The sequence below is a fragment of the Sphingomonas sp. CCH15-F11 genome, from assembly GCF_001557005.1.
Taxonomy (GTDB): domain Bacteria; phylum Pseudomonadota; class Alphaproteobacteria; order Sphingomonadales; family Sphingomonadaceae; genus Sphingomonas.
In genome coordinates this window covers 41,444-64,623 of the sequence record NZ_LSKG01000015.1, presented here as the reverse complement: position 1 = coordinate 64,623, position 23,180 = coordinate 41,444, and the positions used below count along the sequence as shown (strand labels likewise).

Genomic DNA, 23,180 nt, shown 5'->3' with positions numbered 1-23,180 from the left:
AAAGGGGGTCCCTTTTGCGCGCCGATAGGGGGTCCCGATTGGACGCCGATTGACAACATAAACAATCCGGGCATTGGGCAGTGCATGCTGCAGGCGCAGTCCAGCACGTCCCTGCTGCGAGGGAGCGGAATCGCCCCGTTCGGATTTGCCGCCACCGGCATTCTGCATGGCATGGCTCTCGTCGAAAACAATGACCCCGTCGAAGTCGGTCCCCAGCCAGTCGACGATCTGCTGCACCCGGGAAACCCGGTTTTCGCGCGCGTCGGAGCGTAGCGTGGCATAGGTCGTAAAAAGGATGCCCTGCTCGAGCCGGATCGGCATGCCCTGACGGAAGCGGGCGAGCGGGATGACCAGCAAGGGCTCTTGCCCCAGAGCCTTCCAGTCGCGCTGCGCATCTTCGAGCAGCTTGTCGGATTTCGATATCCAGACTGCACGCCTTCGGCCCTTGAGCCAGTTGTCGAGCAAGATGCCCGCGACCTGACGCCCTTTGCCTGCGCCGGTGCCATCGCCGAGGAACCAGCCCTTTCGGAAGCGGACAGCGGTATCGCAATCATCGGGCACGGCTTCGACCTTGTCCCAGGTCGCATCGACGGACCAGCTGCCGGCGAGATGGTCGGCATGGGCTTCGCCCGCATAAATTACCGATTCGAGCTGGGCATCCGACAGCAGCCCCTGTTCGACGAGGCCAGCGGGCAGATGAGGGCGATAGCTCGGCTTGGGCGGCGCGACCGAGGACATCGCGGCTGATTGCACCAGTCGTGTCGGATGCGGCTGCGCGCCAGCGATGCGGATCGATTGGAGCGAGTAGGGCTCATAGAGCGATTCGGAGAGCGTGCCGTCGGTTGGAGGACACCAGTCGATCACATCATAGTCGAGCGGCACGCCACATACTGCAGGGATCGGGGCTGTAGCCAGTCTAGGCCTTGGGCTGGCTTTGATCGCTTGTGAATTGCGGGCAGCTACCAGTGGCTGAAGAGCTGATGCGGCGATGGGCTGACGTGGCGGGAGGCTGTCGGCCAACCAGCGCAGCAAGGTCGCAAGATCGGGAGCCATGCCTCGCGATGCCGGAAATTGTGCTGGATTGTCTGCGGGAACCTTGTCGATAACGGTCAGCCGGGTTTCAACCGAAGTGCCGTGCGGTGCGAACACGCTGCCCGCTATCACCGCGCTGAACACGACCCGGGCGTTGTCCTGCATCCGGACGAAACCATCACGCCATGCCTTGTGATCTGGCGCGCAGTTGGCCCCCGTGATCGCGACGAGCCGTCCACCGTCGGCAAGCCGCGCCACTGCTGATGACAGATGCCGGATGGCTGCGTCGGCCACACGTGAATCAACATTCAGCGCTGCCGAGAATGGCGGGTTCATGATGATGCAACTCGGCACCACAGCTGCATCGAGCCGGTCGTGGATCTGTGCGGCGTCGTGCATCGACACGTGCGAGCTTGCAAACAGGCTGCCAAGCAGGGCCGCACGCACTTCGGCAACCTCGTTCACGGCCAAACTGCATCCGGCAAATTCAGCCTGTACCGCCAACAGTCCCGTGCCTGCAGAAGGTTCGAGCACCAGTTCGTCCGGCAGAAAGCCCGCAGCAAACCCGGTCACCCATGCCAGTCCCAGCGGCGTCGAGAATTGCTGGTAGGCCTGCATTTCCTCGCTGCGCCGGGTTTGCGTCGGGGCAAGCCGGGCAATCCGTTCGACCAGTTTCAGGCGTTCGAACGGATCGGCGGTCCTGGCATGGATCGCAAGGCCGTAGCGGCGCATGAACAGCAATTGCGCGACCTCGACGGCTTCGTAGGCGATCTTCCAGTCCCAGGCTCCTGTCGCATCGCTTGCTCCAAAGGCGGACTGCATGGCGGTACGAATGGCGGGCGTGTCGATCCGGCGACCGGCGGCAAGGTGACCAAGCAGGTCATGGGCTGCGGTGATGATCGCGGTAGCGGTTTGCTGCGGGCAAGCAGCGGCAGGTGGGCGCGCGGAGGCACCCGCCAAAGGCGAGTTGGTCATGTCGGAATTCCTTCAATGAAGTTGGGGAAGTGCAGGCCGGATCAGGCGGGCGGAATATAGGCCTCGTAAGGATTGCCCGGCGCGAGGTGCCCGAACGGTGTCATCACATAGTCGCCGGCGTTGCGGCCAACGGCGCAAAGAACGTAACGGGTTTCGCCGCTGGCAACCTCGGTGCATTCCATCAGCGCGAGATCGCCCGCTTGTGCCGCTTGCAGCAGCGTCTCGAAATTGACGCGGGCATGGTCAGGAATTGCCATGGCAAGGCTCCTTCATCGGTGAGGGGGGAACAAGACACGCGGGGCGACCGGGGCCGCCCCGCGCGAGCAAAGTTCATTCGGCAGCGATTGCGAAGGCATCGTCGGCGTCCGCCTGTTCGGCATCATCCGCGAGGAAATCGGGGAGGTCCGCAATGTCAGCTTCATTTGCTTCTATGACCGGTAACCGCAGGGGTTCAGGCAACCAGCCAGTGCCGCCCAGCAGCCGTTCGGCCTCGCGCGCCATGTCACCCTTCTTGAGATGTTCGATCAGGGCTGCGGTCGCATCGCCCTTGGCTTCGCGGACCGCTTCAATGATCCGGGGTTTGGTCACCCGGCCGAGGTAGTTGTCGACCGTTGGCGTCCAGCCAGCCTCGGCCATGTCGAGCCCGACGACTGCTGCCAGAGCATCGGCGGCGGCAATGCGCTGCGCCACACCGTGCGCCGAGATGCGTCCGTCATAGCTCTTGCTCGGCTCAAACAGCGCGTTGACGCCTTGGCTGACACAGTGGGCGAGCAGCGCCATCTGCTCATCCTGCGGCATAGCGGCGAGGGCGTCCCACAGCGGCTGTGGTTCATCCGGCAGCCTTTCACCCCAATTTTCGTGCCGCGCCTGGATCGACTGGCTCCAGACACTCTCGCGCAAGTTTGGTGCGACATTGCCGAGCCAGGCCTGGGTAACGCCGATCTGCACACAGCCATGAGTCCCGTGGGGACGGAACACCGCCAGGACGAGCGCATGAAGAAGGGCGAGGAACGCCGCCTGCGGAGCGTTGGCCAGTGCATCGCGCAGCGCGAGCGTGCGTTCAGCAGTGAGTTCGGAAACGAGCCTGTCAGGCAACGGCTTGATCGCCTCATCTTCGTCGTCGTCACCGCCGATTGGCGCCGCTTGCCCTGCGACGGTGACAGTCGCGCCATCGGACATGTCGGGGTTGGTTTCGTGCGCACCGTCATTCTGGCCTTCTGCGACGGGTTCATCTTCAGGACGGACATAGCCGCGGTCGATCCGCAGGCGACCATCGTGGGTCAGCGAAATGAACACGCCAGCACGCACCATGTCGTCCGGATCGTAGACCGTGGGACGGCTGTTCAAGGCGGTCAGTTCGGCATCGATCTCGGTCAGCCGCGCATCGACTTCGTCGGGAAGGTCGCTGCCATCGCCGTAGTCGTCGCCAATGCGGTCATATTCCTCGACCAGCACATCGCGCCGTGCCTGCTCGTCGTCGGTCAACGGAACGGTCGTGCCGACGATCCGGCGTTTGCCGCGCTCGCAGCCATAGGGCAGGTCGACGGCAGCCTCGACCCATTTCCAGCCTTCGGCACCGATTTCCTGAGCCAGTTCGTTGAGCTTCTCGCTCACCAGCAATTCGACCAGTGCGGGATCTTGCAACCATCCATCCTCGTCCGTCGAGAACAGATCGCGCATCACATAGCCGCCAGCCTCGGTGTAGGCGTCAATGCCGATGAACCGGACGCGGCGGTCGCTTGCGGAAATCGCATCTTCGGTCAGCAAGCGGCGGATGTGGTAAGCTGGCACATGGTGCCCCTGATTGACCTGTTCCCAGACCTGCTCTTGGCGCGCGTGGTTGTCGGTGACCGAGAAGGCCATGAGCTGTTCGAGCGTGATGCCGTCCTCACCATAGATCTCGAGCAGGGTGGGCGAGACCGAGGCGAGCCGAAGGCGCTGGCGTACGGTCGAGACAGACACGAAAAACCGCGCGGCGATATCTTCCTCCGACAGGCCCGCTTCGATCAGCGCGCTGAAGGCACGGAACTGGTCGAGCGGATGCAGCGCAACGCGCATGACGTTTTCCGCGAGCGAGTCCTCTTCGGCAATCCCGGCTTCACGCACGACGCAAGGAACGGGCTGATCCTTGGCCATCCGCTTGGTCTTCACCAGCAGTTCGAGGGCCCGGAAACGGCGGCCACCGGCCGGCACTTCGAACATGCCGGTTTCCTTGCCGTCGGCGTCAAGCAAGGGGCGGACGTTGATGCTCTGGAGCAGGGTCCGGCGGTAAATGTCCTCGGCCAGATCCTCGATCGAAAGGCCGGCTTTCACGCGCCGCACATTCTTCTGGCTCAGCACCAGCTGCGAAAACGGGATGTCGCGCGAGGCGCTAAGCACGAGCTTGGGCAATGTCTTGGTCATGGGGTTTCTCCATGACGGGCCGCCCGAAAGACTCTCTCTCAGGCCCGAACCCGTCACGAAGCGAAGCGCCGCCCTCTCACTTTCGAGAAGGCAGCGCAACGCAGGAGTAACACGCTGGGCCCGGGGAGGCTTAGTGCACCCGGTCGAGCAACTTCTTGGCCTTGCCCTCCATGTCGAGCCGGGCGTCCTGATGGGCCTTGGACCGCGCCAATGCGGTGATGCCCTGCACGAAATCGAAGATCGATTCCGGCGGGCGGCCCTCCTCGGCGAGGACGGTCTCGATGATCCGGCCGGTTTCAGCCTTGGAGAACCCGCGCGCCCGGAGGAAATCCTGACGGTCTTCATCACTGCGGGCGACAATTCGCTCTCGCGCGGTCTTGATGCCGTTGATGAACGGCTGCGGCGAGGAATTGGCAAAGTTCAGCAGCGCCGGTTCGGCTTCGTGGGCAAAGCGGTTCGCCGCATATTTGCTGTGGCGGATGCTGATCTCTTCGAAGTCCTCCACCCCCCACAGGTTCCGGTTCTGGCAGACCGCGCGCAGGTAGAAGCTCGCCATGCCGAGCGTCTTGGCGCCGACCTCGGAGTTCCAGCAATAGAACCCGCGGAAGTAGAGATCGGGCGATCCGTCGGGCAGCCGCCCGGCTTCGATCGGGTTGAGATCATCGACCAGAAACAGGAAGACGTCGCGATCCGACGCATAGAGCGTGGTCGTATCCTTCGAGATGTCGACGTTAGGGTTGTAGACCCCGGTCGACCAGTCGAGCACGCCCGGAACCTTCCAGCGTGTGTCGCCGGTGCCGTTGCCAGCGATCTTCTGCACCGCTTCGACAAGCTCATGGTCGTAGATCCGGCCGTAGTCGGGGCCGGTCACGGCGCGCAGTTCGAGGCGGCCATTGTCGGTTTCGAGCGTCTTGATCTGCTCGGCTCGGTTGGAGGTCAGCCCGTATTGCAGATTGATCGCGGCGAGCGGCGCCGGAAGTTGGCGCAGATAGGTAGCAGGAGCGCCTACCTGGCTGGCCAGTTGCCCAAAGCTCCAGTGGGTTGGCGTCACCGGTGCCTCGGCACCCGGCAACATGAGAGCCAGGCGTTCCGGATCATTGCGGTTTGCTTCGACATGGATCAGCGCCGTCTCGACCACGCGCGTCCGGCTCCGGTCAGACCGACCGCGCACTGATCGGGCCAAATCGCCCAGTGACAGAAACCGCTCATCATCTGGGCGCGAGAACCACTCCGACGACACCCGACCCACGCGCGAGCCGCGCGAGACATCCACCTTATAGCCGCCGCTTGAGTCGCGGCGCGTATCGAGAACCTGCATATCCATGGGAAATCTCCATGACGGCTGGCCGGGAGCCTCTCTCTCGACCCTCATCCCGTCACGGCGAAGCCCGCCAGACTCTCACTCTCCCCCTCAACGCTTACAACCGCGCGAGCGGCCAGCGAAATCGCCAAAGCAAGAAACTGCACCCTGAACGAGGCGGAGCATCGCGTCATCGCTCGCGCAGGCGGAAAGGCGGGGCCTGTCGGCTTTCCCAGCCTGCGCTTCGTTTCATGTCCGCCGGTTCAGAGTGCGTGCGGGGCCCTTGTGGTGAAACGCCGCGCCCGCAGGAGTGCGCCGGAACGGCGCACGGGACCGAGCGCGTCGCCAGCCCCGCTCCTCGTTTCGGGGCGTTGTGGGGTGTCCCCGCTGAGGTGGGTGTGAAGAAGACGCACAGCGGCTTCGACCAGGGAGGAAACCTCCTCCCGCACATCGAAAATCAAGCCACTACGCCAGCCTACGAAACACGTTGATTACGTGGCGATTACGTGGCCCTCGACAGCCCCTTCGAAGGGGTGTATATTTGCACCTAAGTCATTGAGAAGTTTGGTGGACGCACTAGGGCTCGAACCTAGGACCCGCTGATTAAGAGTCAGCTGCTCTACCAACTGAGCTATGCGTCCATGCCGGGGGCGGGGGCGGCGGATGCCGCTTCCGTCGTCGGAAGGCGGGCCGTTAGCATTGCGTGATCGGCAATGCAACGCCCGAAATCAGATTATCGTGCCGGGCTCGGGCGACCTACCAGCGCGGGGTGCGCGCCAGGCGGTTTTCGCGATCGATCGACATCAGGATACCCAGGCAGATCAGGACCGTCATCTGCGCCGATCCGCCCCAGCTGACCAGCGGAAGCGGGATGCCGACGACCGGTGCCAGACCCATCACCATCGCCATGTTGATCGCCATGTAGAAGAAGATCGTCGTCGCCAGCCCGGCCGCGGTCAGCCGCATGAATCGGGTCGAGGCCTGAATCCCCACGCCGACGCCCCAGCGGATCAGGAGGAGGAACGCGACGATCAGGAACAGCCCGCCCATCAGCCCCCATTCCTCCGCCATGGTGGCGAAGACGAAATCGGTGTGTCCTTCGGGCAGATAGTCGAGATGGCTCTGCGTCCCGTTGAGGAAGCCCTTGCCGAACAACCCGCCCGATCCGATCGCGATCTTCGACTGACTGATGTGATAGCCGGTGCCGAGCGGATCATTCTCCGGATTGAGAAAGGTAAGCACACGCTTGCGCTGATAATCGTGGAGCAGGAAATTGACCGCCAGCGGCACCGCCAGCGCCAGCCCGAGTGCCCCGCCGATGAAAAGCCGCAGCGGCACGCCGGCCAGGAACATGACCGTCAGCCCGCCGGCCACGATCATCAGCGCGGTGCCGAGGTCGGGCTGGAGCATCACCAGCGCGGCCGGAAACCCGATCATCGCGCCCGCGGCCAGGATCGGCGTGAGCTTGCGCGCCTCGCCGGGTGGCTGAAGATCGAAGAACTTGGCGAGCGCCAGGACGATGCCGAGCTTCATCAGCTCGGAGGGCTGAAGCCGGATGAAGCCGAGATCGAGCCATCGCTGGCTGCCCCCCCGCACCGCGCCGAGCAGCTCGACCATGACCAGCAGCAGGATCAGCCCGGCGTAGAGCGGCAGCGCGCCCATCGACCACCACTGCACCGGCACGCGCGACAGCACGAGCGCCATCGCCATGAAGATCGCGAACTTGATCCCCTGCGGTCCGGCCCAGGGCGAAATGCTGCCGCCCGCGGCCGAATAGAGTACGACCAGCCCGAACCCGCCGATCGCGAGGACGAGCAGGATGACGCGCCAGGGTAGTTGCGCAACCGGACGCGGGACATAGGTGAGCGCGTTCACGGTGTCGCCCCCGGGACGCGCGGCGCGGCCGGACTCGCACCGGCGGCGGCGTCTGCAGCGGCAGCGGCCGCCGGGTCCAGCGCGGCGGCCCGGGCCGCGTCATAGGCCGCCTGTTTCTTGGCCATGCGTGCGCCGATGTCGCCCCCCCATTCGGCTTCGAGGGGCGCGAGGATGTCGAGCGCCTTCTGCTTGTCGAACAGATAGGTGAGCACGTCGCGCGCGACCGGGGCGGCGGCGCGCGATCCGCCGACGCCATGCTCGATCACGACCGCGGCGGCATAGATCGGATTTTCGACCGGGGCGAAGCAGATGAACAGCCCGTGGTCGCGATACTTCCAGGGCACGTTCAATCCGCCGCGCGCGCCGGCGCTCAAGCGGCGGACCTGCGCGGTGCCGGTCTTCCCGCCCATGCGGATGTCGGGAAAGGGGAGGCGCGACCGCACGGCGGTGCCGTTGCCGTTCACGACCTCGTCCATGCCCGACCGGATGATGGCCAGATGTTCGGCCGGCACGCCGAGCGGGCCATCGGCCTTCCGGTCGGCGACGATCAGGTGCGGCGTCAGCATCTTGCCCGACGCGATGCGTGCCGAGGCGAGCGCGAGCTGGAACGGGCTGGCGAGCACATAGCCCTGGCCGATCGAGGTATTGAGCGTGTCCGCGACCCCCCATTTCTGATCATATTTGCGCAGCTTCCACGCCGCGTCGGGCACGGTGCCATAACGTTGCGAGGGTACCGGCAGCGCATGTTCCGCCCCGAAGCCGAGCCGGCGCGCCGCGGCCGCGATCGCCTCGATTCCGACCTCGCGGCCCATGGTGTAGAAATAGGTGTTGCAGCTGCGCGCGATCGCCTCGTGCATGCGTACCGAACCGTGCCGCCCGAGGCAGCCGAAACGGCGATTGCCGAGCTGATAGCCGCCGGGACAGAACACGGTGCGCTCGGGATCGATACCCGCGCCAAGCACCGCGAGCGCGGTCGCCGGCTTGAAGGTCGAGCCTGGGGGGTACAGGCCCTGCAGTGACTTGTTGGTCAGCGGCAAATGGTCGTCCTGCGACAACATGCCCCATTCGGCGCGACTGATCCCGTCCGAAAAGCTGTTGGGGTCGTAGGCCGGCATCGACGCCATCGCCAGGATGCCGCCGGTGCGACAATCGAATACGACGACCGACCCCGATTCCTCGCCCAGCCGCCGGGCGGCATATTCCTGCAGCCCCAGGTCGACGGTCAGCTTGACCGTCTGGCCCTGACGATCGGGTCGGGTGGCGAGCTCGCGCACCAGCCGCCCGCGCGCGGTGACCTCGACACGCTTGGCCCCCGGTTCGCCGCGCAGTTGGGGCTCGAGCATCTTTTCCAGCCCGTCCTTGCCCAGCTTGAAGCCCGGCGTGACGAGCAACGGATCCTTGTCCTTCTCGAACTGCTCGGCCGATGCGGCGCCGACATAGCCGACAAGGTGCGCGACCGCTGCCCCGCCGGGATAGTTGCGGGCGAAACCCCGCGTCGGTTCGACGCCCGGCAATTCGGGCAGGCGGACGCTGACCGCGGCAAAGCGTTCCCAGTCGAGATTTTCGGCGACCGGCACCGGCTGGAAACCTGCAGCGCGCTTCAGGTCGGTCTGGACCTTCTCCAGATCGTCGGCGGTCAGCGCCAGCACCGACTGCAGCAGCCCGAGCACGCGTGGCCGATCGTCCTTGGGCAGACGATCGGGGATGATGTCGACGCGAAAATCGGTCCGGTTGTTGGCGATGGGCGCGCCGTGACGATCGACGATCCAGCCGCGACGCGGCGGGACCAGCGTCAGGTTGACGCGATTGCTTTCGGCGAGCAGCCGATAATGCTCGTTCTCGGCCACCGAGATCCAGGCCATCCGCCCGGCCAGCACCACGCCGACGGCGGCCTGCGCGCTCGTCAGGAACATGGCCCGGCGCGAAAAGCTGAACGCCTGCGCGGCTTCGGTGACGATCTTGACCGGGCCGCTCATCGCTCGCGCGCCGGGGTATCGAGCGCGGCGCACAGCCGCGCGGCGAGGGGAAAGCAGGCGATCGACACCACGATCTGGATCAACAGCCAGCTATCGACATGCGCCGTGAAATCGGTCGCGAGCAATCGCCCAGCGATCAGGCAAAACCCGATGGCTGCCGCCGCAATCAGCCAATTCTGCCAAAAATCGCGCCACACAAGGCGTGTGTCTAGCACATCGATGCCCAGAACGCACAGGGCCCACAACAACATCGCGCTGCCCGGCGGCTGACCGCTCAGCAGGTCGTCGAACAGGCCCAGCAGCGGCGGCGCCCAGCGCGGCAGCAGGTCCGCGCGCGTCAGCCGCCAGCCCAGCAGCATCAGCAGCCCGGCGGGCGGCAGCAGCGGCACCGATGCGACGACGGGGAGCACGGTAAGCGCCGATCCAGCCATGATCGACGCTGGCGGCCGCCAGCCGGTGCGACGCGGCAGATCGCTCTCCCACGGCGCGGTGCGACGATCGGTCACGGCGTCGCCCCCGCGGCTGCCGGTGGTGCGGCGGCCTCCGGGAAATAAGCGGGCTGCACGATCGCGATGTCGAGCGCATCGACATTGGCGAAGGGACGCGCGGTCGTGCTGTCGCGCGCGGACTTCAGCACCTGGGCGACCGGCACGCCGGGCGGAAAGATGCCGCCCGCGCCGGAGGTGACGAAGGTGTCGCCCGCCAGCAGGGGGGCGTTGGCGACGCTCGCGCTGCGCACGTCGACCAGGCCGTCGCCACGGCCGACGACGATCGCGGGCAGATTGTCGCGCGCCCGGCGGACAGGAACGATGCTCTCCGGATCGATGATCAGCAGGATGCGCGCCGTGTTCAGGCTGGTTTCGATCACCCGGCCGATCAGGCCGTTGGGTCCCAGCACCGGCTGGCCCGCGCGCACGCGCTGGCGCGATCCAGCGTTCAGGGTAGCGAAGCGACGGGTGCTCGATGCCGACGAACTGACCACGCGCGCGGTAACGATGGTCCCTGGAGCGCGATCGCGCACGGCAAGCAGCGCTTTCAGGCGGCGGTTTTCCGCCACCAGCGCGCGCGCGCGCAACACAAGCTGCTCATCGCGCGCGAGTTTGGCGCGGAGCACGCGGTTCTCGCCATGGACGTGAAAATAGGTGCCGATGCTCGCGGGCACGCCGCTGATCCCGTTCCAAACCCATCCGGCCGCGTAGGAAACGGGGACGGTGATCTCACGCAACGCCCCGCGGGGCCACGACAGCGCCTGGGGGCTGATGCTGGACAGCAGTAGGAGCACCGCGCCGACCACGGCGCCGGTCGCGAGCAGCACATAGCCGATGAATACGCCATATTGCGCCCGACGCGAGAAACCCGGGCGCCGATCCCGCGGCGGCGCCATTGCTCAGCGCCTTCTCAGACGGAGATGAGGACGCCGCGGAACACCGGGTCCTCCAGCGCGCGTCCGGTGCCCAGCGCGACACAGGTCAGCGGATCCTCGGCTACCGACACGGGCAGCCCGGTCTCGTCGCGCAGCACTTCGTCGATGCCTTCGAGCAGCGCGCCGCCGCCGGTCAGCACGATCCCCTGATCGACGATATCCGCGGCGAGTTCAGGCGCGGTATTCTCAAGCGCGATCCGCACCCCTTCGACGATGGTGCCGACCGGCTCGCTCAGCGCCTCGGCGATCTGGCCCTGGTTGATCTGGATTTCCTTGGGCACGCCGTTGACCAGGTCGCGGCCCTTGATGTGGATGGTCAGGCCGATGCCGTCCGCCGGCGGCTTGGCAATGCCGACTTCCTGCTTGATCCGCTCCGCCGTCGCTTCGCCGATCAGCAGGTTGTGGTTGCGGCGCACATAGCTGACGATCGCTTCGTCCATCTTGTCGCCGCCGACGCGCACGCTGGTCGAGTAGGCGAGGCCGCGCAGCGAGAGCACCGCGACTTCGGTCGTGCCGCCGCCGATGTCGACGACCATGCTGCCGATCGGTTCGGTGACGGGCATGTTAGCGCCGATCGCCGCCGCCATCGGTTCCTCGATCAGCCAAACCTGGCTCGCGCCCGCGTTGGAGGCGGCGTCGCGGATCGCGCGGCGTTCGACGCTGGTCGAACCCGACGGCACGCAGATCACGATCTGGGGCCAGCGCATGAAGCGGCGCTGGCCGTGCACCTTCTGGATGAAATGCTTGATCATCTGTTCGGCGACGTCGATGTCCGCGATCACGCCGTCGCGCAGCGGGCGGATCGCTTCGATCGTGCCGGGCGTCTTGCCCATCATCAGCTTGGCGTCGTCGCCGACCGCCTTGACGCGGCGCACCCCGTTCAGCGTTTCGACCGCCACCACCGAAGGTTCGTTGAGCACCACCCCGCGACCGCGCAGATAGACAACCGTGTTCGCCGTGCCGAGGTCGATCGCCATGTCATGCGACATGAATTTGAAGAAGCGGGAAAATACCATCGTCGTTCCGTTCCGGTCCGCGCCGTCATGCTGCGCGGGAGTTCGCACAAATTATCAGCCCATATCCCAAAAACCGGACATCTCCGGCCTTGAGAAGACTGGCGGATTCGGGTCGCGGGATGCCGTCGCTTGGGCTAGAGCAACGACCATGTCAATACGCCGCCTGCCCGAACATCTCGTCAATCGCATCGCGGCCGGTGAAGTGGTGGAACGCCCCGCCAGCGCGCTCAGGGAACTGGTCGAGAATGCCATCGACGCCGGGGCGACGCGCATCGCGATCCGGCTCGCGGCGGGGGGCACCGAACTGGTCGAGGTCGCCGACGATGGCTGTGGCATGCGCTCCGACGAGATCGCGCTCGCGCTCGAACGCCACGCGACGTCGAAGCTGCCCGACGAAGCGATCGACGCGGTCACGACGTTGGGCTTTCGCGGCGAGGCGCTGCCCTCGATCGCCAGCGTCGCGCGGCTGACGATCGAAAGCCGGGTGCGCGGCGCGGAGGGCTGGTCGCGCATCGTCGATCACGGCGTCCTGACGGGCGAGGGGCCGGCCGCGCTGCCGCCGGGAACGCGGGTGCGCATGGAGGGATTGTTCGCGCGGGTGCCGGCGCGGCGCAAGTTCCTGCGCTCCGCCCGCGCCGAATATGCCGCCAGCATGGATGTCGTGCGCCGGCTGGCGATGGCGCGGCCCGACATCGCCTTTTCGGTCGAGCATGACGGTCGCCGTGTGCTGGGCACCCAGGCGGGGGAGAGCCGGCTCGATCGCGTCGCGGCGCTGACCGACCGGGCGCTCGCCGACAACAGCATCCTTGTCGACCTGGCGCGCGAGGCGCTGCACCTGACCGGGATTGCCGGGCTGCCGACCTTCAACCGCGGGGTGGCGGATCACCAGTATCTGTTCGTCAACGGGCGGCCGGTGAAGGATCGGCTGCTCGTCGGCGCGGTGCGTGGCGCCTATGCCGAGATGCTGGCGCGCGATCGCCATCCCGTCGTCGCGCTGTTCCTCGACCTGCCGACCGAACTGGTCGACGTCAACGTCCATCCGGCCAAGACCGAGGTGCGCTTCCGCGATCCCGCGCTGGTGCGCGGCCTGATCGTCAGCGGCCTGCGGCGCGCGCTGGACGAGGCGGGTCACCGCAGCGCCCAGCGTGCGGATGCGGGCGCCATGGCGATGTGGCAGCGCGAGGCATCGATGCCCGCGACGTCGTCGGCCGATCCGTTGGCCGGTTGGGACGCGCCGAATGCCGCGTCGCGCCATGCGGTCGCCGATCGTCGGCCGACCTTTTTTGCCTCGCCGCCCCAGGCGCGCGCCGAACCCGCCGATGCGGCACCGTTGCACGCGACGGTGCACCCGCTAGGCGTCGCGCGGGGACAGGTGGCGCGCACCTATATCGTCGCAGAGGCCGACGACGGGCTGGTTCTGGTCGATCAGCACGCCGCGCACGAGCGTCTCGTGCTCGAACGGATGCGACGCGCGATGGCGGATGGCGGGGTGGCGCGTCAGGCGCTGCTGCTGCCCGAGGTCGTCGAGCTCGACGAAATCGCGTGCGACCGGCTGGAAGCACGCGCGGCGGAGCTGCTCGCATTCGGGCTGGAGGTGGAGCGGTTCGGTCCCCGTGCCGTCCTGGTCCGCGCGACCCCGGCGATGCTGGGGCAGGGGGATGTGACCGGCCTCGTCACCGACCTTGCCGACGAACTGGCGGCCTATGACGAGGCGCTGAGCCTCAAGGAGCGCCTCGACCATGTCGCGGCGACGATGGCGTGCCACGGATCGGTGCGTGCCGGGCGCGTCCTGTCGGTCGCCGAAATGAACGCGCTGCTGCGCGAGATGGAGGTGACGCCGCATTCGGGCCAGTGCAATCATGGCCGCCCGACCTGGATCAAGCTGGCGCACGGCGACATCGAAAAGCTGTTCGGACGAGCGTGACCGTCAATTGCCGCTGGTCGGCAGCACTGGATTGCCGTCGGGCGTGGCGCTCAGCTTGACGACGCACACCGTGCGCTGGCGCGGATGCGTGCCACACCCCGCCCCGGCAAAGCGATAGCGGCTGGAAAAGACCAGCTGGCGATGACCGCGCCCCGGCACGCCATCATTGACGATGAGCTGGCGCACGACGGCACGGGCGGATCGCTGGCCATAGGAGATCACCTCCCCCACATAGATGTCGCCGCCGCGCCGCCGCACGCGATCGCCGGGGGTCGATCCGTTGCGCCCGACATGGCCGATCGCGCCGGTCGCGCCCTGATCATCGGCATGATCGCGCGCCGCAAGATCGAGGATGCGGGCGTCGTCGAGCGCGGGCAGGGGCGGCTGGCGCTCCAGAAAACGGATCGCATCATCGACCGCCGCCACGCCCTCGCGGGTCGACTGTCCCTCCGGATCGTCGGGCGGATAGACCACGCGCCCCTCGAAATACCCGCGATAGTCGCGCAGCTCTTCGGCATAGTCGCGCGGATTGGCCCGCGCGAAATTCAGTTCCGCGATGATCGCGCGCTCGATGTCATCCGGGGGGGCGTTGGCGAGCAGCCATGCCGCGCCGATCGCGATGCCAATGACGCCGAAACCCTGCCACATCCGAACCCCGCCCGCGCGCTTGCTGGCTGACGGGGTTAGCGCGCGCGAGATTTACCGGGGATGACCGGTCTGGGGCAGCTGCACGCAAAAAGCGTGATTGTTCCGCGTGATCGGTGAAAATTCCTGCGGTGCCTCGCGGAAACCTTTGTCTTCACCCGGCATTGTTGCTGCGAGATGAATGAGGATTGGATCATCCGATGAACAAGCTGTTGCCGATCATCCTGGCGTTGGTGCCGCTCGGTGCGGTCATCAGCGCGTGCGTCATGGCACCCTGAACCCTCAGCGCATTTTCCCGTACGCATGAAAAAGGGCCGCCCGGATCGCCGGACGGCCCCTTTTTCTTGGTATCGCGTCGGCGTCGGACGATCAGCCCTCGGCTTCGGTCTCCGCTTCCGCCGGGGCGGCTTCCGCCGCGATTTCGCCCGGCTCGGCATTGGGATCGTAATCCTCGGTGAAGCCGGCCTCGTCCTTCTCGAACATCGCCGCCATCACGTCGACACCCTGCGCCTGCATGTCGGCTTCTTCCGGCGAACGGGCGACATTGACCTTGATCGTCACCGCGACCTCGGGGTGGAGGCCCAGCTTCACCTCGTACAGACCGATCGCCTTGATCGGACGGTCGAGCACGATCTGGCTCTTGTTGACCTTGTGCCCGTCGGCAACCAGCGCGTCGACCAGGTCGCGAACCGCGACCGAGCCATAGAGCTGGCCGGTGTTCGACGACTGGCGGATCAGCGTGACCGAAACGCCGTCGAGCGTCTTGGCTTCCTTTTCCGCCTCGGTGCGGCGCGCGGCGTTGTCCGCCTCGATCCGCTCGCGATTTGCCTCGAACACCTTGCGGTTGGCATCGTTGGCGCGCAGCGCCTTCTTGCGCGGCAGCAGGTAGTTGCGGGCAAAGCCGTCCTTGACCTTGACCACATCGCCGATGGCGCCGAGCTTTTCGACGCGTTCCAGCAGAATCACTTCCATCGGACTGCCTCCCTTACTTCACGATATAGGGCAGCAGGCCCAGATGACGGGCGCGCTTGATGGCTTGGGCCAGCTCGCGCTGCTTCTTGGCGCTCACCGAGGTGATGCGCGACGGGACGATCTTGCCGCGCTCGGACACGAAGCCCTGCAGCAGACGGACATCCTTGTAATCGATCCGCGGCGCGTCCTTCGCACTGAAGGGGCAGCTCTTGCGGCGGCGGAAAAACGGTCGTGCCATGTGTCTGCTCCTTACTCGCCGTCAAAGCCATCGCGGTCGCGGCGCGGACGATCACCGCCGCCGCCACGATCGTCACGATCCCGCCGACGCTCACGGTCGCGGTCGCCCTTGCGCATCATCACCGACGGACCCTGCTCGAGCTCGTCGACCTTGACGGTCATGTAGCGGATCACGTCTTCGTTGATCGCGGTCTGGCGCTCCAGCTCGGCGACGACGCCCGCGGGGCCGTCGATTTCGAGCATCACATAATGCGCCTTGCGGTTCTTCGCGATGCGATAGGCGAGCGAACGAAGACCCCAGGTCTCGGTCTTGACGACCTTGCCCTGCATATCCTCGACGATCTTGGTTGCGGCTTCCGCCAGCGCGTCCACCTGCGCTTGTGCCAGATCCTGGCGCGCAAGGAACACGTGCTCGTAAAGAGCCATGTCTTGTACCTTCTCTTGGCCGATCGCTGACGCCGCCCCGTGCGGACGCCCCTCCGGCTGTCGTCTCAAGCTTGTCCGGGCCGATGGCGCGATGCCGCGAGCCCGGGAACGGCGCTCATACAGATTTCGGGGCAAAAGGCAAGCGCGCCGCTCAGGCAGGCGCGGGCCCGTCATATTCGATCGCGCGTGCCGCGGCGCCGGACAGGATGAAGCCGATCGGACGCTCGCTTTCCTCCTGAAGATGGCCGATCAGGCTGGCGGTGCGCGCCAGCAGGGAAATGCCCTTGAGCGCGCCGAGCGGGAAGCCGACGTCGAGCATCACCGCCGGGATCGCCCCGTTGACGTTGATCGGCAGCGCGCGGCCCAGCACCGCCGGCAGCGCTGCGTGCAGCGCGCGCAGCATTTCGATGTGCGGTCCCGCCACGCCATGATCGTCCGCCAGCGCCAGCAGCAGGTTCGCGCGCGGATCGCCGCCGCTGTGCTGGGGATGGCCGAAACCGGGGATCGCGCGCTTGTCGCGGCGAAGCTCGGCGATGCCCGCGGCCGCCACCGTGTCGACGCCTTCCCCATTCGCGGCTGCACGTGCGACCATGTCGGCATAGAAGCGGCCGGCGACCTCCGCGCTGCCGAGCACGACCGATCCGCAACCCAGCAACCCGGCGGCGACCGCGCCGTGAAACGCCTCGGGCGCGGCAGCATAGGTCATGCGCGCCGCGACGACGCTGGGTACCAGGCCGTGCTCGGCAATCGCCGCCAGTACCGCGTCGGCGAAGAACTTCTGGGTCGCCGTCGGCATCTCGCCGGTGACGAGCAGCCAGAAGTAGCTGGTGAAGTCGACCTTGCCGATCAGTTCGCCGCACATGTCGCGGCCGCGAACGGTGATCCGTTCGGCATCCGACGTGCAGATGGCGGAAAAGGGCGCGTCCTGCTTCCCGATACGCATCGCGGGGTTCCTCAGCCTTGGCCGGGCATTGCCGACATTTCGATATCACAAAACTTCGTAATGCGAAGTTGATTTCGTATATCGAACTTTCTATGCTTGTCGGGTCAGGAGATGTCAACATGGCCACGCCGCTCGCCAACGTCACCGTCTTGGAAATGGGCACGTTCATCACGGGCCCTGCGGCGGGAATGCTCTTGGCCGATCTGGGTGCCGATGTCATCAAGGTCGAACGGCCGGATGGCGGCGACCCGTTCCGGGCGTTCCGGGGCGGGTTGTATAGCCCGCATTTCCAGACCTATAACCGCAACAAGCGATCGATCACGCTCGACACGCGCGACGCTGACGACCTGGCCGCATTCGACCGGATGGTCGCGGATGCGGACATCTTCATCCAGAATTTCCGGCCCGGCGTCGCCCAGCGGCTGAACGTCGATCCCGATCGCCTGCGCGCGATCAACCCGCGGCTGATCTATGTGTCGATCTCCGGCTTCGGGTCGAGCGGCCCGGACCGCGACCGCCCCGCGTTCGACACCGTCGCGCAGGCGGCGAGCGGCTTTCTGCGCCTGCTGCTCAACCCGGCGAACCCGCGGGTCGTGGGGCCGGCGCTGGCGGATGCGATCACGGGCTTCTATGCCGCACAGGGCGCGCTCGCGGCCTTGCACGAGCGGACGACCACCGGGCGGGGACGCCTGGTCGAACTGTCGATGTTCGAGGCGATGGCGCATTTCAACCTCGACGATTTCACCCATTATTTCTCGCAAGGGGAGGTGATGGGCCCGTACAGCCGCCCGAACGTGTCGCAATCCTATGTCTTCCAGTGCGCCGACGGCGGCTGGATCGCGCTGCACATGTCTTCGCCGCCCAAATTCTGGGAAAGCCTTGCCGAAGCGGTCGGCGCGCCGGACATGCTGGCGCGACCCGAATTTGCCAGCCGCGACGCGCGGATCGCCAATTACGAGCAGGTCGCGGCGTTCCTCGCGCCGCGTTTTGCCATGCGTCCCCGCGCCGAATGGTGCGAAGTCCTGGCGCAGTTCGAAGTGCCGCATTCCGCGGTCCACACCGCGCCCGAGGTCGTGGCAACGCCGCAGGCGGTGCATCTCGGCCTTTGCGTCGAGGATCCGTCGGGCCCGCATGGTCGGTTTCGCACCATCCGCTCGCCGATCAGCTTCGACGGCGAGGCGATGCGCAGCGTCACCGCGCCGCCGGTGCTGGGCCAGCACAATGACGAGCTGCTTGGCGACCGCCACCGCGCCGACGCGGCGGAATGAGGCACCCGGGCAGGGTTCGGCGCGGGCAGCTTGCCTGCCGCAGCGCGCCCGGCTAGCGCGGAAGGCATCATGGAAAAGCCCGTGCGGCCGGCCAAGGACGGCGAATATCTCTCCACCCTCGATCGCGGCCTGAAGGTCCTGCGGTCGTTCGACGCCGCGCGCCCGGAAATGCAGCTGAGCGAGGTGGCGGCCGCGACCGGGCTGAGTCCGGCGGTTGCGCGGCGGTGCCTCAACACGCTGGTCCAGCTCGGCTATGTCGCCCAGCACGGTCGCAAGTTCCTGCTGCGGCCCGAGGTGCTGTCCTTCGGCACCGCGTATCTGTCGTCGATGAACGTCGAGCAGGTCGTGCTGCCGCCGCTCCAGAACCTGCGCGACATTACAGGCGACAGCGCATCGATGGCGGTACTGTCCGGTTCCGACATCCTGTATGTCGCGCATGTCTCGACCCAGCGACACATTCGCCTGGGTGCGACGGTCGGCACGCGTTTTCCGCTCCATGCGACCTCGCTTGGCAAGGTGCTGATGGCGTGCCAGCCCGAGGACGCGATCGCCAATTTCCTGGCGACGACCGATTTCCAGCGCTTCACCGAACGCACCGTCACCGATCGCGACGCGCTTCGGGCGCGGCTGAATCAGGTCCTGGCGAATGGTTATGATTCCGCGCTCGACGAGCTCGACTACGGCATCGTGTCGGTCGCGGTCCCCGTGTTCGATGCCAGCCGCCGCGCAATCGCAGCGATCAACTGCTCGACCTCGACGACGCGGATTTCGCAGGACGAGCTGGTGCGGACCCGCCTGCCGCTGCTGCGCGAGGCGGCGATCGAAATCGGCGCTGCGCTGCAACGCTGGCCGACGCTTCTCCGCTCGCTCCAATAGCCTCTTCACCAGACCGCCACATGGCAATCGATTGAGCCGGTTACCCCGGCTCGACGCTGGTCCGATATTGCCAAAACTTCGTATATCGAAGTTGACTTCGACAATCGAAGTGCTTAGCGTCGCGAACAGGACCGGGGCGTGCCTGTGGGCGCGATGACATAATGCCCGGCGATCTCGGGGAGAGGAGCAGGCGCATGCGGGCACTTTCGAAAAGGGCATTCTGGGCGGCGTCGATGCCGGCCATGCTGATCGCGGCAATCCAGCCCGCTTACGCGCAGGCTCAGGAAACCCCTGCCGCCAACGCACCCGCCGCTGAGGAGGGCGAAATCGTCGTCACCGCGCTACGGCGCGACGCGAAGCTTCAGGACACGCCCGCGGCGATCACCGCCTTCAACGCGGACCTGATCGAGGACGCGGGGATCGACAAGGCGGCCGACTTCATCGGGCTGACGTCGAACGTGCAGCTGATCGAGACGCAGAATGCGGGCAACGCCTTTGTCATCATCCGCGGCATCACCCAGAACCGGAATTCGGAACCCTCGGTCGCGGTGGTCGTCGACGGTGTCCAGCAGGTCAATGCCGCCCAGTTCAGCCAGGAGCTGTTCGATATCGAGCAGATCGAGGTGCTGAAGGGCCCGCAGGGTGGCCTTTACGGCCGCAACGCGATCGGCGGCGCGATCATCATCAACACCAAGCAGCCGACCGACCAGTTCGAGGGCCGCGTATTCGCCGGCATCGACAATGGTTTCGGCTACACGCTGCGCGCCGGCGTCTCGGGGCCGATCAGCGACACGCTGCGTTTCCGCCTGTCGGGGTCGTATCGCGACACCGAAGGCTATATCCCCAACACCTTCCTGGGCGAGGACGCCGATCCGCTCGAGGACATCTCGCTGCGCGGCAAGCTGCTGTGGACGCCGACGCCCGAGCTGACCGTCGACCTGCGCGCCTCGCTCTCGCTGCTGCGGACCCAGGCGCTCTATTACAACATCGTCGCCGACGTGAACGACACCAGCCTGCCGGTGCGGGTCAACAATGCCGGCCAAAACGACCGCGACATCTACAACGTCTCGGCCAAGGTCGACTACGAGGCCGATTGGGGCTCGATCACCTCGGTCACGTCCTACGACACGTTGAGCGAAATCCTGACCGGCGACGCCTTCAACTTCCTGCCGATCCCCGAATCGCTGTTCTTCGCGATCTTCGGCTTCGACCTCAACCAGAGCCAGTTTCTGGATGTCGAAGCGATCAGTCAGGACCTGCGGATCCAGTCGCCGACCGGCCGCGCGTTCGAATGGTCGGTGGGCGGCTATTTCATCGACACCAATCGCTATATCTCGACCGGTAACATGATCGATACCGGGGCGGGGGTGTTCCCGGTGTTCCGCACGCCCAGCACCAACCCGGCCAACCCGCAATTCTCCTTCCTGGCGGACTCGCAGAGCAATTTCGCCTGGGCGATCTATGCGAATGCCGGGTACAAATTCTCGGACGCGCTGCGCATCGACGCGTCGCTGCGCTACGACCGCGACCGTCGCCGCAACACGACGCTGACGCCGCCCGGGTTCATTCCGGTCGTGCCCGGCTTTCCCGCCGGGACGACGGGCGAGGTGCGGCGCGAGACGTTCGATGCCTGGCAGCCCAAGGTGACGTTGACCTACAAGCCGGTCGACAATGTGACGCTGTACGGCGGCTACAGCCGCGGCTTCCGGTCGGGCGGGTTCAATCAGACCGGCGTGGGCGCGGTCGCGGCGGGGACGGGCGTGGTCGGCGTTGCCGACATCTATGAGGCGGAGACCGCCGACACGTTCGAGATCGGGGCGAAATCGACGCTGTTCGGCCGGGTGCTGACCCTCAATGCCAGCGCCTACACGACAAAGTCGGAGAATGGCTATTTCTTCGTCTTTCTCGCGGCGAACTCGACGCAGAACCTGGGCAATGTGCCCGAGGTGCGGCTAAAGGGCTTCGAGGTCGACGGCACGCTCCGCCCCGCGCGCGGGCTGGATATCAATTTCGGGCTCGGCGTCACCTATAGCGAGATCAAGGCGTTTCCGGACCCGACCGTGATCGGCAACGAGGCGCCGTTCATCTCGCGCTATTCGATCAACCTCGGCACGCAGTACGAAACGCGGCTGGGTGCGGGTGACCTGAAGGGCCGGTTGCGCGTCGATTACAGCCGTACGGGCCGCACCTGGTTCGACGTCCCCAATTCGACCAGCCGCGATCCGGTCGATCTCGTCAATGCGCGCCTGACGATCGACGGCGGTGCCTGGTCGCTGACGGGCTTTGCGGACAATCTGTTCGACGAACGCTATAATGCCGAATTCTCGCCGGGTGGCTTCGTGTTCAAGGCGCGGCCGCGCATCTATGGCATGGAAGCGACGTACAAATTCTGACTTGCCGGCCGCCGCGTGGTCCCCTTCACACGCGGCGGCCGGTTCCGGAGCAAGGGAGCCGAGCCTATGACGATCCTGGTCAACCGATTGCACCACACCGCCTACACGACCCGCGATCTCGAAAAGACGCGCGCATTTTATGAGGACGTCCTCGGCTTCCCGCTGGTCGCGACCTATTGCGAGAAGGACGAGCTGTTCGGGAAGGAGCGCGTCTACTGCCATTGCTTCTTCGCGATGAAGGACGGCAGCGCGCTCGCCTTTTTCCAGTTCGCGGACCCGGCCGACGCCGACGAATTCAGCCCGCCGATCCCGGAATCGCCGTTCCACCACATCGCGCTTCAGGTCGATGTCGACGCGCAGGCCGAAATCGAGCGGCGGATCGCCGCGGCAGGCATCGTGGAGCCGCAGACCTATGTGCTCGAGCACGGCTATTGCCGGTCGGTCTATGTCAAGGATCCCAACAACATGATCCTGGAATTCACCTGCGACGCGCCCGAGGCGCTGGCGGACGAACCCGAACTGCGCGCGAAGGCGCACCGCGAGCTGGAACGCTGGCTGGCCGGCGACCATTCGAACAACAACCGCTTCCGCCACGTCGAGGCGGCATGAGCGGTGCGCTCGGCGCTGGCTGAGCCACCCGGCGTGGCGTGGTGAGCGGGCCGGAAGCCCGGCTGGGCGGCGTGACGCGATGGGTCGGCGTCGCGGGCGGCCGGATCGCGGTCGAGGTGTCGGGAACGGGGCCGGCGCTGATCCTCCTGCACGGCTGGACGCTCGACCGGCGGATGTGGGCCGCGCAGCATGGTGCCCTGTCGTCCAGGTTCCAGATGGTCACGCTGGATCGCCGCGGCTTCGGCCAGTCGACTGCGCCCTTTGCGCCCTCGCATGAAGGCGACGACATCGTGCGGATCGCCGACGCGCTGGGTTTGGACCGCTTCGCGTTGATCGGCATGTCGCAGGCAGGCAGCGCCGCGATCCTCTGCGCGCGCCACCATCGCGACCGCGTCGCGGCGCTGGTGCTGCAGGGAATCTCGCTTGCCGATGTGCCCGATACCGGGCCGGAGGACGAGCGCATTCCACTCGACAGCTACACGCGCTGGGCGCGCGCCGGGCGGCTGGGCGATCTTCGCGCGCACTGGCAACGCCATGCGCTGATGGCGGGCCTGTCGGGGGCGAGCCGGGATCGATGCATGGCCATGCTGGTCGATTATGACGCGCGCGACCTGATCGCGCCGGCCGGCCCGGGCGCACCCGGCGCGGGTCGGGACGATGTGCGCGACCTGCCGATGCCGGTGCTGGCGATCACGGGCGCGCGCGATACGGCGTGGCGGCGGCAGGTGACGCAGGCGGCGGGCAGCTGCGCGCCGGATGGCCGCGCCGTCCTGATTCCCGGAGCTGGCCATCTGTGCAACATGACCCACCCCGAAGCCTATAATGCCGAGGTGAAGGCGTTCCTGCTCACCGCCGCCGCGCACCACGCCGCCGCCTGAACCCGCCCC

At 66.3% G+C, this 23,180-nt stretch carries 20 protein-coding genes and 1 tRNA gene; 6 read left to right on the top strand and 15 right to left on the bottom strand.

The features are described 5' to 3' along the window. The 10 genes from AX709_RS01935 to AX709_RS01890 all read right to left on the bottom strand — a co-directional run. The coding region (locus tag AX709_RS01935) for a strawberry notch family protein (protein WP_197419073.1) at positions 1-2,007 on the bottom strand (2,007 nt) is incomplete at its 3' end. A 41-nt stretch (positions 2,008-2,048) separates the two neighbouring features. Next, positions 2,049-2,264: a DUF6117 family protein gene (locus AX709_RS01930; RefSeq protein ID WP_066546230.1), complete on the bottom strand. Its 216-nt coding sequence runs from the start codon at positions 2,262-2,264 to the stop codon at positions 2,049-2,051. Positions 2,265-2,337: 73 nt separating this feature from the next. Then, entirely contained in the window at positions 2,338-4,410 is a 2,073-nt protein-coding gene (locus AX709_RS01925; RefSeq protein ID WP_066546227.1) for a ParB/RepB/Spo0J family partition protein, read from the bottom strand. A gap of 130 nt (positions 4,411-4,540) precedes the next feature. Next, positions 4,541-5,734 carry a hypothetical protein gene (locus AX709_RS01920; protein WP_066546224.1) on the bottom strand — a complete coding sequence of 398 codons (1,194 nt, stop codon included), beginning with the start codon at positions 5,732-5,734 and terminating at the stop codon, positions 4,541-4,543. Positions 5,735-6,275: 541 nt separating this feature from the next. Then, positions 6,276-6,351, bottom strand: a tRNA-Lys gene (locus AX709_RS01915). Positions 6,352-6,466: 115 nt separating this feature from the next. Beyond that, on the bottom strand, positions 6,467-7,585 hold the full coding sequence (gene rodA, locus AX709_RS01910; protein ID WP_066479228.1) for a rod shape-determining protein RodA: 1,119 nt from the start codon (positions 7,583-7,585) through the stop codon (positions 6,467-6,469). Further along, positions 7,582-9,561, bottom strand: coding sequence for a penicillin-binding protein 2 (mrdA, locus tag AX709_RS01905; protein WP_066546222.1), 1,980 nt, complete (start codon positions 9,559-9,561; stop codon positions 7,582-7,584). The genes rodA and mrdA overlap by 4 nt, the downstream gene beginning before the upstream one ends. Continuing rightward, on the bottom strand, positions 9,558-10,067 hold the full coding sequence (locus AX709_RS01900) for a rod shape-determining protein MreD (RefSeq protein ID WP_066546216.1): 510 nt from the start codon (positions 10,065-10,067) through the stop codon (positions 9,558-9,560). Before AX709_RS01900 ends, mrdA begins: the two co-directional genes overlap by 4 nt. Further along, positions 10,064-10,945, bottom strand: a complete 882-nt coding sequence (gene mreC / locus AX709_RS01895; protein WP_066546213.1) for a rod shape-determining protein MreC — start codon at positions 10,943-10,945, stop codon at positions 10,064-10,066. The genes AX709_RS01900 and mreC overlap by 4 nt, the downstream gene beginning before the upstream one ends. 14 nt (positions 10,946-10,959) lie before the next feature. Continuing rightward, positions 10,960-12,000: a rod shape-determining protein gene (locus AX709_RS01890; protein WP_066479234.1), complete on the bottom strand. Its 1,041-nt coding sequence runs from the start codon at positions 11,998-12,000 to the stop codon at positions 10,960-10,962. A 148-nt stretch (positions 12,001-12,148) separates the two neighbouring features. Here AX709_RS01890 and mutL point away from each other — a divergent pair, with 148 nt between their 5' ends. Then, positions 12,149-13,924, top strand: coding sequence for a DNA mismatch repair endonuclease MutL (gene mutL, locus AX709_RS01885; RefSeq protein ID WP_066546210.1), 1,776 nt, complete (start codon positions 12,149-12,151; stop codon positions 13,922-13,924). Positions 13,925-13,927: 3 nt separating this feature from the next. Here mutL and AX709_RS01880 read toward each other — a convergent pair whose 3' ends face one another. The 5 genes from AX709_RS01880 to AX709_RS01860 form a co-directional block, all read right to left on the bottom strand. Further along, on the bottom strand, positions 13,928-14,572 hold the full coding sequence (locus AX709_RS01880) for a CAP domain-containing protein (protein ID WP_066546207.1): 645 nt from the start codon (positions 14,570-14,572) through the stop codon (positions 13,928-13,930). A 366-nt stretch (positions 14,573-14,938) separates the two neighbouring features. Beyond that, positions 14,939-15,541 carry a 50S ribosomal protein L9 gene (rplI, locus tag AX709_RS01875; protein WP_066479241.1) on the bottom strand — a complete coding sequence of 201 codons (603 nt, stop codon included), beginning with the start codon at positions 15,539-15,541 and terminating at the stop codon, positions 14,939-14,941. Between the two features lie 13 nt (positions 15,542-15,554). Then, a complete protein-coding gene (rpsR, locus tag AX709_RS01870) occupies positions 15,555-15,779 on the bottom strand; it encodes a 30S ribosomal protein S18 (RefSeq protein WP_010543816.1) in 225 nt (74 codons plus the stop codon). Between the two features lie 11 nt (positions 15,780-15,790). Further along, positions 15,791-16,204, bottom strand: coding sequence for a 30S ribosomal protein S6 (gene rpsF / locus AX709_RS01865; protein ID WP_066479243.1), 414 nt, complete (start codon positions 16,202-16,204; stop codon positions 15,791-15,793). A 151-nt stretch (positions 16,205-16,355) separates the two neighbouring features. Beyond that, complete coding sequence (locus AX709_RS01860; protein WP_066546204.1) at positions 16,356-17,147, bottom strand: citryl-CoA lyase; 792 nt, start codon at positions 17,145-17,147, stop codon at positions 16,356-16,358. A 119-nt stretch (positions 17,148-17,266) separates the two neighbouring features. On the opposite strand from AX709_RS01860, the gene AX709_RS01855 reads away from it, so the two are divergent. The 5 genes from AX709_RS01855 to AX709_RS01835 all read left to right on the top strand — a co-directional run bounded on the left by AX709_RS01855 (position 17,267) and on the right by AX709_RS01835 (position 23,171). After that, the gene (locus AX709_RS01855; protein ID WP_066546201.1) at positions 17,267-18,415 is read left to right on the top strand and encodes a CaiB/BaiF CoA transferase family protein; all 1,149 of its coding nucleotides are present in this window, start codon (positions 17,267-17,269) and stop codon (positions 18,413-18,415) included. A 69-nt stretch (positions 18,416-18,484) separates the two neighbouring features. Further along, a complete protein-coding gene (locus AX709_RS01850; RefSeq protein ID WP_066479251.1) occupies positions 18,485-19,291 on the top strand; it encodes an IclR family transcriptional regulator domain-containing protein in 807 nt (268 codons plus the stop codon). 194 nt (positions 19,292-19,485) lie between these two features. After that, positions 19,486-21,684 carry a TonB-dependent receptor gene (locus AX709_RS01845; protein ID WP_082731576.1) on the top strand — a complete coding sequence of 733 codons (2,199 nt, stop codon included), beginning with the start codon at positions 19,486-19,488 and terminating at the stop codon, positions 21,682-21,684. Positions 21,685-21,750: 66 nt separating this feature from the next. After that, positions 21,751-22,293, top strand: coding sequence for a VOC family protein (locus AX709_RS01840; RefSeq protein ID WP_066479256.1), 543 nt, complete (start codon positions 21,751-21,753; stop codon positions 22,291-22,293). Positions 22,294-22,334: 41 nt separating this feature from the next. Next, entirely contained in the window at positions 22,335-23,171 is an 837-nt protein-coding gene (locus AX709_RS01835) for an alpha/beta fold hydrolase (protein WP_156454110.1), read from the top strand. Positions 23,172-23,180: the final 9 nt, after the last annotated feature.

Excerpts from the sequence above, each read along its gene's own strand:
- mreC (WP_066546213.1), bottom strand. The coding sequence starts at position 10,945 with ATGGCGCCGCCGCGGGATCGGCGCCCGGGTTTCTCGCGTCGGGCGCAA.
- AX709_RS01840 (WP_066479256.1), top strand. The coding sequence starts at position 21,751 with ATGACGATCCTGGTCAACCGATTGCACCACACCGCCTACACGACCCGC.
- mutL (WP_066546210.1), top strand. The coding sequence starts at position 12,149 with ATGTCAATACGCCGCCTGCCCGAACATCTCGTCAATCGCATCGCGGCC.
- rpsR (WP_010543816.1), bottom strand. The coding sequence starts at position 15,779 with ATGGCACGACCGTTTTTCCGCCGCCGCAAGAGCTGCCCCTTCAGTGCG.
- AX709_RS01880 (WP_066546207.1), bottom strand. The coding sequence starts at position 14,572 with ATGTGGCAGGGTTTCGGCGTCATTGGCATCGCGATCGGCGCGGCATGG.
- AX709_RS01845 (WP_082731576.1), top strand. The coding sequence starts at position 19,486 with ATGCGGGCACTTTCGAAAAGGGCATTCTGGGCGGCGTCGATGCCGGCC.
- AX709_RS01860 (WP_066546204.1), bottom strand. The coding sequence starts at position 17,147 with ATGCGTATCGGGAAGCAGGACGCGCCCTTTTCCGCCATCTGCACGTCG.
- AX709_RS01850 (WP_066479251.1), top strand. The coding sequence starts at position 18,485 with ATGGAAAAGCCCGTGCGGCCGGCCAAGGACGGCGAATATCTCTCCACC.
- AX709_RS01855 (WP_066546201.1), top strand. The coding sequence starts at position 17,267 with ATGGCCACGCCGCTCGCCAACGTCACCGTCTTGGAAATGGGCACGTTC.
- AX709_RS01925 (WP_066546227.1), bottom strand. The coding sequence starts at position 4,410 with ATGACCAAGACATTGCCCAAGCTCGTGCTTAGCGCCTCGCGCGACATC.
- AX709_RS01890 (WP_066479234.1), bottom strand. The coding sequence starts at position 12,000 with ATGGTATTTTCCCGCTTCTTCAAATTCATGTCGCATGACATGGCGATC.
- AX709_RS01930 (WP_066546230.1), bottom strand. The coding sequence starts at position 2,264 with ATGGCAATTCCTGACCATGCCCGCGTCAATTTCGAGACGCTGCTGCAA.
- mrdA (WP_066546222.1), bottom strand. The coding sequence starts at position 9,561 with ATGAGCGGCCCGGTCAAGATCGTCACCGAAGCCGCGCAGGCGTTCAGC.
- rpsF (WP_066479243.1), bottom strand. The coding sequence starts at position 16,204 with ATGGCTCTTTACGAGCACGTGTTCCTTGCGCGCCAGGATCTGGCACAA.
- rplI (WP_066479241.1), bottom strand. The coding sequence starts at position 15,541 with ATGGAAGTGATTCTGCTGGAACGCGTCGAAAAGCTCGGCGCCATCGGC.
- AX709_RS01920 (WP_066546224.1), bottom strand. The coding sequence starts at position 5,734 with ATGGATATGCAGGTTCTCGATACGCGCCGCGACTCAAGCGGCGGCTAT.